General features: G+C 47.5%; 15 protein-coding genes. All 15 read left to right on the forward strand.

The genetic code is table 11. The features are described from left to right. The first annotated feature begins 24 nt into the window (after nt 1–24). Complete coding sequence (locus ACXAJH_RS09645) at nt 25–888, forward strand: F0F1 ATP synthase subunit gamma (RefSeq protein WP_027954734.1); 864 nt, start codon at nt 25–27, stop codon at nt 886–888. A 40-nt stretch (nt 889–928) separates the two neighbouring features. After that, nucleotides 929–2341: a F0F1 ATP synthase subunit beta gene (gene atpD / locus ACXAJH_RS09650; RefSeq protein WP_474969750.1), complete on the forward strand. Its 1413-nt coding sequence runs from the start codon at nt 929–931 to the stop codon at nt 2339–2341. A gap of 74 nt (nt 2342–2415) precedes the next feature. Continuing rightward, nucleotides 2416–2820 carry a F0F1 ATP synthase subunit epsilon gene (locus ACXAJH_RS09655; RefSeq protein ID WP_027954736.1) on the forward strand — a complete coding sequence of 135 codons (405 nt, stop codon included), beginning with the start codon at nt 2416–2418 and terminating at the stop codon, nt 2818–2820. A 189-nt stretch (nt 2821–3009) separates the two neighbouring features. After that, nucleotides 3010–3243 (forward strand): DUF1146 family protein, encoded by a 234-nt coding sequence (locus ACXAJH_RS09660; protein WP_027954737.1) that lies wholly within the window; start codon nt 3010–3012, stop codon nt 3241–3243. A gap of 87 nt (nt 3244–3330) precedes the next feature. Beyond that, nucleotides 3331–4041, forward strand: coding sequence for a YwmB family TATA-box binding protein (locus ACXAJH_RS09665; RefSeq protein WP_474970854.1), 711 nt, complete (start codon nt 3331–3333; stop codon nt 4039–4041). 34 nt (nt 4042–4075) lie between these two features. Next, nucleotides 4076–5386 carry a UDP-N-acetylglucosamine 1-carboxyvinyltransferase gene (murA, locus tag ACXAJH_RS09670; protein WP_027954739.1) on the forward strand — a complete coding sequence of 437 codons (1311 nt, stop codon included), beginning with the start codon at nt 4076–4078 and terminating at the stop codon, nt 5384–5386. Between the two features lie 129 nt (nt 5387–5515). Further along, the gene (gene spoIID, locus ACXAJH_RS09675; RefSeq protein ID WP_474969748.1) at nt 5516–6526 is read left to right on the forward strand and encodes a stage II sporulation protein D; all 1011 of its coding nucleotides are present in this window, start codon (nt 5516–5518) and stop codon (nt 6524–6526) included. A gap of 370 nt (nt 6527–6896) precedes the next feature. Continuing rightward, a complete protein-coding gene (locus tag ACXAJH_RS09680; protein ID WP_474993740.1) occupies nt 6897–7784 on the forward strand; it encodes a peptidoglycan DD-metalloendopeptidase family protein in 888 nt (295 codons plus the stop codon). Nucleotides 7785–8045: 261 nt separating this feature from the next. Beyond that, on the forward strand, nt 8046–8327 hold the full coding sequence (gene spoIIID, locus ACXAJH_RS09685) for a sporulation transcriptional regulator SpoIIID (RefSeq protein WP_027954742.1): 282 nt from the start codon (nt 8046–8048) through the stop codon (nt 8325–8327). Nucleotides 8328–8585: 258 nt separating this feature from the next. Continuing rightward, complete coding sequence (gene mreB, locus ACXAJH_RS09690; RefSeq protein WP_027954743.1) at nt 8586–9584, forward strand: rod shape-determining protein; 999 nt, start codon at nt 8586–8588, stop codon at nt 9582–9584. 33 nt (nt 9585–9617) lie between these two features. Further along, the gene (locus tag ACXAJH_RS09695) at nt 9618–10442 is read left to right on the forward strand and encodes a flagellar hook-basal body protein (protein WP_474993742.1); all 825 of its coding nucleotides are present in this window, start codon (nt 9618–9620) and stop codon (nt 10440–10442) included. Between the two features lie 14 nt (nt 10443–10456). Then, complete coding sequence (locus tag ACXAJH_RS09700; RefSeq protein WP_474993744.1) at nt 10457–11284, forward strand: flagellar hook-basal body protein; 828 nt, start codon at nt 10457–10459, stop codon at nt 11282–11284. Nucleotides 11285–11304: 20 nt separating this feature from the next. Continuing rightward, complete coding sequence (locus ACXAJH_RS09705; protein WP_474969744.1) at nt 11305–11607, forward strand: DNA-directed RNA polymerase subunit beta; 303 nt, start codon at nt 11305–11307, stop codon at nt 11605–11607. A gap of 249 nt (nt 11608–11856) precedes the next feature. Then, a complete protein-coding gene (locus ACXAJH_RS09710; protein ID WP_474970857.1) occupies nt 11857–13182 on the forward strand; it encodes an FAD-dependent oxidoreductase in 1326 nt (441 codons plus the stop codon). A gap of 2 nt (nt 13183–13184) precedes the next feature. Further along, a complete protein-coding gene (locus ACXAJH_RS09715) occupies nt 13185–14273 on the forward strand; it encodes a class I SAM-dependent methyltransferase (RefSeq protein ID WP_474993745.1) in 1089 nt (362 codons plus the stop codon). Nucleotides 14274–14284: the final 11 nt, after the last annotated feature.

The raw sequence follows: 14284 nt of genomic DNA on the forward strand, positions 1-14284 counted from the left end.
AGCAGGAAAGGGTGGTGAAACAGCGTGGCGTCCCTTAGAGATATTAAAGGCCGGATTACGTCTACCAAAAAGACGAAACAAATCACAAAGGCGATGGAAATGGTCTCTGCCTCTAAAATGAACCGTGCGGAACAGAATGCTAGAAATTATGTTCCGTACAGCGAAAAAATTGAGGAAGTTGTATCAAGCATCGCCCAGGGTGGTGGAGACGCAAGTCATCCAATGCTTGAAGCGCGTGATGTGAAGAAGACCGGTTACCTTGTCATCACATCGGACCGGGGACTCGCAGGTGCTTTTAACAGCAGCATTCTGCGCCGTGTCTACCAGCAGATCCGCAGTAAGCATACATCCGCTGATGAATATACGTTGATTACAATCGGACGTATTGGACGTGATTTCTTCCGTAAGCGTAATATGCCTGTCGATATGGATATTACAGGCGTGTCCGATCAGCCGGACTTTGCCGACATTAAGGACATTGCATCCAATACCGTTCAATTGTATACCGACGAACGGATTGATCAGCTCTACATCTTCTATAATCACTACGTCAGTGCGATCACTCAGGAAGTGACAGAGAAGAAAATTCTTCCATTGACGGATTTGAATACAGAAGGAAAAGCAGGCCGCAGCTCTTATGAATATGAGCCGAATCAGGAAGAAATTCTTGAAGTACTGCTTCCTCAGTATGCTGAGAGTTTAATTTACGGGGCTCTTCTTGATAGTAAAGCAAGTGAGCACGCAGCCCGTATGACAGCCATGAAGAGTGCGACAGACAATGCCGATGAGCTCATCGGGGATCTGACGCTCTCCTATAACCGTGCCCGTCAGGCTGCGATAACCCAGGAAATTACCGAGATAGTCGGCGGAGCCGCAGCCCTCGAGTAGGAACTCTCGGATTTTTAAAAGTAAGTTAGGAGGGAAAACGATGAGTAATGGACGCGTAACCCAGATTATGGGACCCGTTGTTGACGTAACGTTCGATGATGGACATCTCCCAGATATTAATAACGCGCTTCACGTTCGCTACGAAGCGAAAAATGAAAACGAAAAAAGCGTCGACCTTACTTTAGAGGTTGCCTTGCACTTAGGTGACAATACGGTTCGTACCGTTGCTATGTCATCAACGGATGGTGTCATGCGTGGAACGTCAGTAACAGATGCCGGTAAGCCGATTTCTGTACCTGTCGGAGAAGTAACTCTCGGTCGTGTATTTAACGTAGAGGGCGGAACTATCGATTTAGATGAGCCGCTTCCAGCTGATGTACGCCGTGATCCGATCCACCGTGAAGCTCCTAAGTTTGAAAACCTTGCCACTGAGACTGAGATTCTGGAAACAGGAATTAAAGTCGTTGACCTTCTTGCCCCTTACGTAAAAGGTGGTAAGATCGGCTTGTTTGGTGGAGCTGGTGTAGGGAAAACCGTATTGATTCAGGAACTGATCAACAACATCGCTCAAGAGCACGGCGGTATCTCCGTTTTCGCTGGTGTTGGAGAGCGTACCCGTGAAGGAAACGACCTTTACTGGGAAATGACAGATTCCGGAGTTATTAAGAAAACAGCCATGGTATTCGGACAGATGAACGAGCCGCCTGGTGCACGTATGCGTGTAGCCCTTTCCGGACTGACAATGGCCGAGTACTTCCGTGATGAGCAGGGACAGGACGTCTTGTTCTTCATTGATAATATCTTCCGCTTCACACAAGGTGGTCTTGAAGTGTCTGCCCTTCTTGGCCGTATGCCTTCAGCCGTAGGTTACCAGCCGACGCTGGCAACGGAAATGGGACAGCTTCAGGAGCGTATCACATCAACGGATAAAGGTTCTGTAACGTCCATCCAGGCGATTTATGTTCCTGCCGATGACTATACAGACCCGGCCCCTGCGACAACATTCGCCCACCTTGATGCGACGACGAACCTTGAGCGTAAGCTTTCCGAGCAGGGAATCTACCCGGCGGTGGATCCGCTTGCTTCTACTTCCCGCGCCCTTGATGCGGATATTGTGGGAGAAGAGCACTACAATGTAGCCCGTGAAGTTCAGCGTACGCTTCAGCGTTACAAAGAGCTTCAGGATATCATTGCGATCCTCGGTATGGATGAGCTTTCTGATGAAGATAAACAGACCGTGTCCCGTGCACGTCGTGTCCAGTTCTTCCTTTCTCAGAACTTCCACGTAGCCGAGCAGTTCACCGGACAGCAGGGGTCTTATGTCCCTGTTGCTGAAACGGTGAAAGGCTTCCAGGAAATCCTCGACGGTAAGTATGATGATATTCCTGAGGATGCCTTCCGACTAGTTGGACGCATCGAAGAAGTCGTTGAGAAATCAAAACAAATGCAATAAACAACTCTGAAGGTTAAGATGCTCCCCATGGAGCATCTTACACCCCTTCATGAGATCGCCAAGGAGGAATACGTATGAGCACACTAACGGTGAGTGTAGTCACTCCTGACGGCCCGGTGTTGGAAGATGCATTTGAAATGGTAAGCTGTAAGGCAGAGAGCGGCGAACTTGGAGTCCTTCCGGGACATATTCCAATGGTGGCGCCTTTGACCATCAGTGCTGTCCGTCTAAAAGGCGAAGGAAGATCTGAACGAATTGCTGTCAGCGGCGGTTTTTTAGAAGTGCGCCCGGATAAAGTGACCATCCTTGCGCAGTCTGCTGAAAAACCAACGGATATAGATGCCGATCGTGCCCGTATGGCTAAAGAACGTGCAGAACGACGCCTTCAGGATAAGCAGGCCGATATTGATTTCCAACGGGCTGAAATGGCCCTTAAGCGAGCCATTAATCGTTTAGACGTTATTGAAAACAATTTCTAACTGCTTTCATTATGAGAGCAGTTTTTTTGTGAAAAGCTTGAGGCAGTCAGATGAATTGTCATTCCCCTGTAACTATGATGGAATATAGGGGATATTCTCGATATTCCCCGGGAAATACAAAGGCTGCGGCTTTTTTGTCGTTATGCCCGTATGATTAAAGGACTGGTAGATGAAGGAGGGTGAACAGACATGGAACAATATTTTGCCGAAGAAGCACTGATGAGCATGACCTCCCATTTGATTTTCATCATTATTACATGGCGTGCTCTGCAGTCGGTTAACTTTGATGCGTTCTTCCGAAAAAACCGCGTCTTTGAAGCAAGAGCTCTCCTTATTATAATCACGATTGCCCTTGGGACGACTGTCAGTAATTTTTTCCTCGACTTTCTATCGTGGTCAAACAGTCTTGTGTACTTGTTTTAATGTCTAATGCTGTTAGGAATTGTATCGTATGATTGTGCCTGTCCCTGGTCAAACTGAAAGTAAGACGATGCTTGGGGAGGCATAAACATGTGGAAGAATATTTTGGCCGGTGTGCTGGCAGCTGCCATTGTAGGAACAGGTGCTTATCCACAGGAAATGACACAGGAGCAGGAACCACTGATGATGTTTGCGTCATTTGCTGAGGATAAGCAGCTCAACGTAGAAGAATGGACCATGATGATGAAACGGAAGGTTTCCGCAGAACGATCCGGAGAAATCATGGAAAGGATTTTAGAGCAGGGGCAGCATCAGGATGTTTCCCATGAGGAAACGGCACAGGCGGAAAAATGGATTGTCACAAACCGTCAAAAAAATAAAAAGATCGTCGAAACATATAGTATGATTTCTCCCAGAAATATGAAGAACAAGGTAGAATTGGTTTATTCTATTCAGGGAGAGGGAACATCTTCTCTGACACAGGACTTGTTTCTTAGTGTGGAAGATGTAAAAAGTCGATATTTCTCTAAATCTGCTACAATTTTCTCTTGTCTTAAGGCCGTAAGCAATGGTATTATAGACGATGTTTTAGTGTATGAAAAATTCAAAGAAACTTTCGACGTAGCAACAATAGATGAAATCGACGAGAATGGCTGGACGAGCAGATCCGGCTGGACAGAGAAATGGGCTCAGTCAATACCCTCAGGTAAACAATCAATGAATGTTCAATTCGCCACAAGAACTTTGGGCGGGGAGACAAACATCACTATTGGCACACCCATTATTACTGCTGAATATTAATAATAGTGAATATGGACGCGGAGGAGAATGAACCTTGGAAAAAATCATCGTCCGTGGTGGGAGGCAGCTGAATGGTACCGTTAAAGCTGAAGGTGCTAAGAATGCCGTACTGCCTGTCATCGCAGCAAGTATTATCGCAAGTGAAGGAAAAAGCGTACTACACGAAGTACCTACTCTAGCTGATGTATATACGATCAACGAAGTGATTCGACATATGAACGCAGATGTCAATATGGTGGGGAACACTGTCACTGTAGACGCCTCAGGTGAGCTGCTGACAGAAGCTCCGATCGAGTATGTAAGGAAAATGCGTGCTTCTGTTCTTGTACTGGGACCACTTTTGGCCCGCTATGGCCATGCTAAGGTAGCCATGCCTGGCGGCTGTGCTATCGGATCACGTCCTATCGACCAGCACCTCAAAGGCTTTGAAGCCATGGGAGCTGATGTTACTGTAGGAAACGGGTATGTCGAAGCGGAAGTAAAAGGCCGTCTCAAAGGTGCAAAAATCTATTTTGATGTTCCAAGTGTAGGGGCGACAGAAAACGTCATGATGGCGGCAGCTCTTGCAGAAGGAACGACTACTTTGGAAAACTGTGCCAAAGAACCTGAAATCGTTGACCTTGCCAACTACTTGAACAAAATGGGCGCCCACATTGTAGGCGCAGGTACGGAAACCATCCGTATCGAAGGTGTGGAAAAGCTTTACGGAGCCGAACACACCATTATTCCGGACCGTATCGAAGCAGGAACCTTCATGGTAGCTGCAGCGATTACCGGCGGAAACGTTCTAGTACAAGGTGCTATGCATGAACACCTGAGATCCCTTGTCGCCAAGATGGAGGAAATGGGTGTTATCATCGAAGAAGAGGATGAAGGTCTGCGTGTGATCGGCCCTGATATTTTGAAGGCGACGGATATCAAGACGATGCCGCACCCTGGATTCCCGACAGATATGCAGTCTCAAATGATGGCTTTAATGCTGAATGCTACTGGAACGAGTGTCATTACAGAAACTGTTTTTGAGAACCGTTTTATGCACGTGGAGGAATTCCGCCGCATGAACGCAAGTATCAAAATCGAAGGACGCAGTGTAATTATTGAAGGACCATCCTCACTGCAGGGCGCAGAAGTAGCTGCGACAGACCTGCGTGCAGGTGCAGCCCTGATTCTTGCGGGTCTTGTTTCTGAAGGATACACAAGAGTGACAGAGCTTAAGCACCTGGACCGTGGATATGTAGACTTCGCAGAAAAATTAGCTCAACTCGGCGCTGACATCGAACGCGTGAAAGAAGAAGATGCCTACAGCGAAGAGCACGAACCAAGTGAATCTGTATCGACCTTATAATATACATTTTTACAGCCTGCCTGTTTCAATATATTTGAAATAGGCAGGCATTTTTTGTTCTATCATCTTTCATTTCTGGATACATTTTTAGTAGAAGATTTTACTATGTGTACAGCCAGGAGGGTGCGGATGAAAAAAAACAATCGAACAGGTCTGATGGTTGTTCTCGGCTTAATGATCACCATACTTGTCCTACCGACTTTAATCGTTATCCCCTTCACGAGTCCTGCGGATACATCAGAGGTGGAAGAAGCAGAACCGAAGGAGAAACAGGGAGAGGAGGAGTCTCCATTCCTTGTGAAGGTTCTGCGTTCCCAGACAGACCAGGTGGAAGAAGTCCCATTGGAGACGTATGTAGCGAGGGTGGTGGCTTCAGAAATGCCGGTCAACTTTGAATTGGAAGCCTTGAAGGCTCAAGCGCTGGCAGCAAGGACGTACATCACCCGTCATATGATTGAAGGAGCTCAGGTGTCAGAAGCAGCCGATGTTACAGACACGGTCACCCACCAGGTATATAAGAATGAGGATGAGCTCAGAGGCCAGTGGCAGGATGCGTTTAACAGCAACATGGAAAAGATTGAACAGGCGGTAAAAGCCACTCAGGGGGAAATCATCACCTATGATCACAAACCGATTACGGCTTCTTTTTTTTCCACGAGTAATGGCTACACCGAAAATGCAGGCGATTACTGGGAGCACGACATCCCTTACCTGCAGAGCGTAGAAAGTCCGTGGGATGAAGATTCTCCGAAATTCGCTGATCAGAAAATTGTTTCCACAGCGGAACTGGAGCAGACGCTCGGCATAGCCATGGATGGATCGATTCAGACGTCCACGATGACCAAAACAGAAGGCAATCGGGTGGATGAAGTTCATTTCGGCAGCCAGACTTTCTCAGGAAGGGAAATCCGCGAGAAATTCGGCTTGTCTTCAAGTGATTTCACAATCGAACAAAAAGGCGATCATGTCATTTTCACAACCAAAGGATACGGTCACGGAGTGGGGATGAGTCAATACGGAGCCAACGGTATGGCGAAAACAGGGAAGAATTATAAAGACATCATCCACCATTATTACCAGGATACTGAAATCAGCCCCTTAAGCACCCAGACCGCCCTCCTCAGCTCAGCAGCCGAATAAGGATGAAGCAAAAAGCCGGATCCCCGGCTTTTTTTCTTTTTAAACTAAGCTCTGTTAAAGTCTGTTGCTGATATTTCAAACGATTACTAAATCGTCTCCGTCTGAATTTAGGGGTCCGGCCCGTTGTTTACTCAGAGCATGGGATGGCAGGGAAAACCGTCCGCTTTCCGCGGGGAATGATGAGCCCCACGGAAAGCGACTCCTTCCCAAACGCCCCTCATATACATCCAATTCTCGAAATCAGATATTCATGGACCGTCCTGTACAGTAAATCATCACCATGGTGGTTTTGCCTTCATCTGTAAAATTTTTCATCACCGATGTATAGATTGGACAAGATCTGTTCAGAATGGTTTTTGAGGTGATAAACATGAAAGATGAAGGTAAAAAAAGCGTAACTAAATTAAAGTTCAAACGCTTGATGCGCAAGAAGTGGTTGTATCCAGCTTTGTATTTGTCCGTAGCTGCTTTAGTCCTTGTCGGCGTATTCTGGTATCAACAGAGTGCCAATGATGTAGAAAACCAGATTGCTGACCAGCAGAAATCGCAGAGTCAGGATGAATTCCTTGTCAATGAAGATGGAGAGTCTGTACCCGTTATGGACCACCAGGAAAATCTGCAGATGCCTGTGGCTGACGAAAAGACAGCTTCCATCGTAACAAAATTCTACGACTACGAAGCTTCTGAGCAAGATCAAGAAAGTGCACTGGTCCTATACAACAATAAATACTACCAAAGTGAAGGCGTAGATATTACAAGAGAAGATGGAGAAGCCTTTGAAGTAACGGCTGCTCTATCAGGAACAGTGACTGAAGTGAAAGAAGATCCGCTGTACGGCAATGTTATTGAAGTTCAGCACGACGAGAATCTCTCTACCGTGTATGCTAGTTTAGAAAGTGTCGATGTACTGGCTGGATCGGATATCGCTCAAGGAGATGTCATTGGATCAGCAGGACGTAATTCCTTCGGACAGGCAAGCGGTGTCCATGTGCATTTCGAAGTCCGTAATGACGGTCAGCCGGTGAACCCGGAAGCATTCTTCGGTCAGCCGGTCAGCCAGATTGTGGAAAATGCAGAAAAAGAGCCCGCTGAAGCTGAGCAGACTGAAGAAGGAACTCCTTCCGACAGCCCTGAAGAAGAAAACGGGGAACCATCGGATGAACAACTGAATAATGAGGAAGACCCGGCAGAAACAGAAGGCGGAGAACAGGCGCCTGATGAAGAAAGCGCATCTTCCATCTCTACAACACAGGCATAACAGATAAGGCTGACAAGAACATTCTTGTCAGCCTTATTTTTTTATTTTTTCGGGCATAAAATTAAGAAATCCGAACATCATGCGCATGCGAAGGCATATCGGGGCGGTTTTATTAATACAATGAGATAACCGAGCACTCGGTAACATCCAGGGTGAAACACCATGAATAGACATCCAGAAGCAAGTACCCCCTCATGTTATAACGGACGCTTTCCTAAACGCCCTATCTCCTTGGATAGTCAATCACAGGAGGCGAGTGGAGTGCATGATTACATCAAAGAGAGGACCATCAAGATCGGAGAGCACATTATTGAAACGAAAAAAACGGTGAGAGTGATCGCCAAAGAGTTTGGCGTTTCAAAAAGTACGGTTCACAAGGATTTAACGGAGCGGCTCCCTGAGGTCAATCCGGAGCTGGCGAAGGAAGTCAAAAAAATCCTGGATCATCATAAGGAAATCCGACATCTCCGTGGTGGGGAAGCAACAAGGCGTAAGTATAAAACGCAGATCATTGAAGAGCAGCCGGTTCAGCCTCAATTGTGAACAGTCCCTCCTATTGTCAAAATCCCTCAAGACTTGGTAACTTTTTTCAACTCCCATGAGACGAATGTCGTAATTTTGTGATAGAATATAGAATTAGATGTGTGATCATTTCAACAAAATAGACTGACTCAAATAGGGAAAACATAAGTTATCGAGTATTTGTATGGCATTGCCTGACAGCATAACGGATAACGGCCATCCGTTATGTGTTTTGTGGTGAGGTAATGATGTTTTTACAATAGGGAGGATCTACAGGACATGTTTGCGAGAGATATAGGTATAGACCTGGGTACAGCCAATGTACTTATCCACGTAAAAGGTAAAGGTATCGTTTTGAATGAGCCATCGGTCGTTGCGATGGACCGGAATACAGGCAAAGTATTGGAAGTTGGAGAAGAAGCACGGCGGATGGTCGGACGGACACCGGGGAACATTGAAGCGATCCGTCCTCTTAAAGACGGCGTGATTGCTGATTTCGATGTGACAGAAGCGATGCTGAAGCATTTTATACAAAAAACGAATGTGAAAGGTTTCCTTTCGAAGCCGAGGATGTTGATCTGCTGCCCGACGAATATTACGAAAGTGGAGCAGAAAGCCATCAAGGAAGCAGCGGAAAAATCCGGTGGGAAGAAAGTATATCTTGAGGAAGAGCCTAAAGTAGCGGCGATTGGTGCCGGCATGGATATCTTCCAGCCGAGCGGTAATATGGTCGTTGATATCGGTGGCGGAACAACCGACGTTGCGGTGCTCTCCATGGGGGATATTGTAACAGCTTCCTCCATCAAGATGGCCGGTGATAAATTCGACCACGAAATCCTTCAGTATATTAAGAAGGAATACAAACTGTTGATTGGTGAACGGACAGCTGAAGATATTAAAATCAGTGTAGCCACGGTGTTCCCGGGTTCCAGAAGTGAGGAAATCGAAATCCGCGGACGCGATATGGTTTCCGGGCTTCCTAGAACCATTACGGTCAATTCCGAAGAAATCGAAAAATCTCTTCGTGAATCTGTCCAGATGATTGTTCAGGCTGCAAAGCAGGTGCTTGAACGCACACCACCTGAATTATCCGCAGACATTATTGACCGAGGGATCATCATGACCGGCGGCGGAGCCCTCCTTCATGGTATTGATCAGCTCCTTGCAGAAGAATTGAAGGTTCCTGTTCTTGTAGCCGAGTCCCCGATGGACTGTGTGGCTACAGGAACGGGAATTATGCTTGAAAACATAGACAAGCGTATCTCTACAAAGTTATAAAAGGCTGAGATATCCGGGAGGAGTGAACGGACGTTGTTAAGAGGTTTTTATACCGCTGCATCGGGGATGATGGCCAACCAGCGGATGCAGGAAATGTTATCGAACAACATATCGAACGTAGAAACGCCGGGGTATAAACAGACCCAGGGAAGTTTACGGGCTTTTCCCGAGCTGCTTTTGCAGCAGATGGGATCGAAAACACAGCCGACGTCAACGGCTCCTGTCGTTCCGGATCAAGGTGAGGTCGGATCTCTTCACACAGGTGTATATCTTCAGGAGACCACGCCTGACTTTTCCCAGGGGGCTCTTAAAGAAACCGGAGTCTCTACAGATATGGCACTTGTCGCAGATGAGCTGCCTGATGAAGACGGTGCTGTTCTTTTTCAAGTGGAGAACACCGATGGTGAAGCCCGTTACACGAGGAATGGGAGCTTTACGGTGGATGTGGAAGGATTTCTGACCACGAATACAGGGTACAGACTTCTTGATGAAAGCGGCAATCCAATCAATACCGCAGGACAAGCGTTTCTTGTGTCCAAAACCGGTATGCTCACGACAGACAATGGCAGCACTCAGCTGGCCGTTTCCTATACACCAGATGCCAATGGGCTTGTCCCGGAAGGCAGCGACCTTTACGGCCCCGGAGAAAATGCCCAGCCTTTAGGGAACGCTCTGGAAAACGAAGGTGTGAATTTTTCCGTGCACCAGAACTACATTGAACGGTCGAATGTAGATATGAACCAGACGATGACAGAAATGATGAACACCTATCGTTCGTTTGAAATGAACCAGCGTGTCCTGAAAGCTTATGATCAAAGTATGCAGCAGGCCGTATCTGAAATCGGCCGCATCCGCTGAGGGAGAGGATCTATATGATTAATCGGTCCATGATTCAGTCAGCTGCAACGATGGGGCAGCTGCAGCAGAAACTGGATATCATCGGGAACAATATGGCCAACAGCCAGACGACAGGATACAAAAGTACCGGAGCGGATTTTGCCTCCCTCCTCGTTCAACAGTTGAACAACCAATCCAATGGACAAGCCGAAACAGGGCGTTTGACTCCTGAAGGCATCCGGGTCGGGACAGGTGCTGTACTCGGAAGTACGCGCGTGGATAGCAGCGGGGGGAGCCTGAAGGAGACAGACAGAGCTCTGGATGCTGCCCTGCTGGAAGAAAATCAGTTGTTTGTCCTCGATGTCTCTGATCAGAATGGCGGCTCAGAAACCCAGTATACAAGAGCTGGTCACTTTTATCTGAACCCTTTGGGGAACAATCAAGTGATGCTTACAAACGCTGATGGGCATGCGGTCATCGGTGAAGATGGTAATCCAATCATGATCAAAGATACCTTTGACGGAATATCCATCGCTGATGATGGATCGCTGCTTGTCCAGCGAAACGGCACCCAGGAAGTGGAAGGACAGATCCAGGTTGTGGAAGCGTCCCGCCCTCACTTACTGGAGTCCGCAGGTGGAAGCCGGTTCCGGATCCCTGAGGGAAGCGGGGAGGCTGGACTCATCGAGGCGCTTGAAGCAGGAAACATCAAGCTGCAAGGAGGAGCATTGGAACAATCCAACGTGGATATCGGTGCTCAAATGACGGAAATGATGACAGCTCAAAGAGCCTATCAATTGAATGCTCAGTCTATTTCAACAGGAGACCAGATGATGGGACTGGTAAACCAGCTGAGATCATAAACGTAAGGAGTAGAACGACCATGGCGACAGATCCAAAATCAAAAGGTAAAAAACTGAATAAAAAACAAGAGAAAGAACCCAAACGCACAGAAACGGGTGAAAAAGCAGGAGCTCAAGCAGATAAGAAAGAAAAAAATCTCCAGGGGCGCCGGCGTATTCTGCCGATCTGGCTGCGTATTATTCTTGTTGTGCTGTTCAGTGCGGCCGCTTTGATCATTGGGTTGATGGTCGGTTACGGCGTTCTCGGAGATGGAAATCCTATGGATGCTCTTAAGCTGGATACATGGAAGCACATCCTGGATATTGTAATGAAAACTGAATAAAAGAAAGCTTGTACTCTAATCTTTATGCTTTCTTTCAGTAAAAAAGAACGGGCGCTGCAGCTCGTTCTTTTTTTATATTCCTTCCAGCTTTCCGGCCGATGAAAGATTTCTCCACCGGTTATGGGACGGACGCACTGCCCGGATTTGGATACCATGTTCTGGAATATCGTTGTCGTTTGAAAGGTTTTCAAGTTCCGAATTAGGGAAAGAAAACCATACGGACATGAATCACAACGGGGAGGGTGACAGGTGAAAGCAGAAGTGTTTATCGCAGGTGGCGGTGTCGGCGGACTGGCTCTTGCTGCCAAGCTCGCTTCAAGAGGTGTACACGTCGTTATCGCAGAACAATTAAAAAAAGAATCTCCTGCTTATAAAGGAGAACTTCTGCAGCCAAAGACGCTGGCGATACTGGAACGCCTCGGGGTGCTCGATGAAATAGAGGCGAACGGCCATGCTTTGGATGAACTTCGATTCCAGGAAGTCCACCGCCGGGAAGGGCAGCCTCCGGAAGAAATCAATCTGACTGAGCTGAGTTACAGTCGTGTGGCAACGACCTATGACCATTCCTTGATGGTCCCTCACGAAAAGACGAAGGAGATTCTCCGCAATAAGGGAATGGAATATGAAGAGTATTTTCATTATCTTCCGGGCGCACGCTTCTTAGGGTTTGAGAATGGGATGGCTAAAGTCAAACAGAAGAAGGAAATCCTCTACATCCAAGCCGGTGTGTACATAGGAGCTGAAGGCAGGAGCTCTCCTACACGGGATGCGATGAACGTGGAAGTGAACCGGAAAGACTATAACCATCACTTTCTCACAGTCACCATCCCCCGGCCGGAAAGCTTCACAAAAGGGAAAATCATCACGACCTCCAGCTGTTTCCTCGGCTTATTCCCACTTCCTGACCGCGAAGTCAGAACAGTGTTCCTGATTAAGGCGGGAGACTACAAAAAAATAAAAGAGCTGGGGCTTGAACATCTGTACAAAGCTTACAGTGAACTGGAGCCTGAACTTGCTGAAGGTGTCAGGGCCATTAAAGACTGGAAGACGGTCCAATTGATGATCCCTTTTACGTATCACGTGGACAAATACTACTCAGGCAACCTGGCGATCTTAGGTGATGCCGCTCACACGGTTCATCCGATGGCAGGAGAAGGAATGAACCTGGCTGTTCAGGACGCCGATGTGCTTGGTGAACTTTTGGCGTGGTGCTGGGAGGAAGGGAAATCCTACGCGGATCATCTGCATTATTACGAAGAGGTTCGAAAGCCGAGAGTCGAATTCCTGTTGAACCTCAGCCATATGTCCGCCCTCGTTTATTCATTTAGATATGAGTGGTGGAGGCGTTTCCGCATGAAGGCCGTCCAGCGGATTTTCGATGATGACCCTCTTCATGTCAAGCAAATGCTGAATATATCAGGATTGGGGAAATGGGATTTCACTTTCATTGACCGGGGCATCCAGGGAAATGTCCTGCCCGTGAGAAAGAAGAAAGTATCGGATCAGGAACAGCAGCGCTTCTTGTTTTCTGAAGCTGAGGATTATCCTTGGAAAAGACCAAAGAAAGGGAGATGACAATGAATGAGTGGGTCACAGCTATGCAGGCAAGAAAATGGATGAAGAATAATGAATCCTTTTTACCGGGCTGGCATGCGTATGTTGGAGCGGAGCTCGGGTTGTTCGATGAGTTCAGGACGGCAAGGACGGTGGAAGCGATCAGCGAGAAAACCGGCTATCCTTATGACCTGCTCTCATCCTGGGTGAAAGTCGGTGTCGCCGTCAAACATTTAAAAAAACGGCCGAACAACCGATTCAGGACTTCCAAACGGAAGTGTGGTGCTCTTATGGGAGATGATGCTTCTCCAGGTGTCAAAGCCCTGCTGAAAGAAATGATGGAGCTGCATATCCCGACGATGCTGAGGTATCCCGATATCATCAAATCTCAGGAGCGGGCGGAATTCGATCATGAACGTCACGGAGGAGTAGTGGCTGAGACTTCAGCCCTTCTTGAACATTTTGCGATTAAGAAAATCAAGAAGATGATCCGTGAAAAACAGGTCCATTCCATTGTCGACTTAGGCTGCGGCCATGGAGGATATTTGAGGAAGCTGGCTGCTGAATTTCCGGATGTGCAGATGATTGGTGTCGATATTAACCAGAAGGTCATTGATAAAGCCCGGGAAATGTCCGGCGATTATTCGAATGTCACCTTTCAAGTCGGAGACATCAATAGCTGGACTCCGGAGGATGAACACGTGGATGTGATTCTCCTTCACAATATTTTTCATTACATTCACCAGGATGACCGTCCGCCGCTGTTGGACCACCTTTACTCGTACGTGCGCGCCGAGGGGCTGATATCGGTCATTACGCCGATCAATGAAACCGAGCATGGAGAAGCCTTTTCCTCCGCATTCAACAGTTTCTTTGTGGCTCACTCCAACCTTTTCGCCCTTCCGACGAAAAAAGAACTGCAGGAAGTATCGCAGACATGTAAATTTGATCTATTCGACCTGAGTCCAATCGTTAAAGAAGGCTCGTGGTATACGTTCTGGCTGAGCCCGGCGAGCCCGGTAGAGGAAATCCACCAGACCGGATATTCAGGCGAATCGTCACGATCCCTGAAATCAAACGCCCGCAGCGCCGAATTGACCAGAAGTTCATAACCACCTTTTCA

Source organism: Halobacillus sp. ABD4_316, assembly GCF_056161385.1.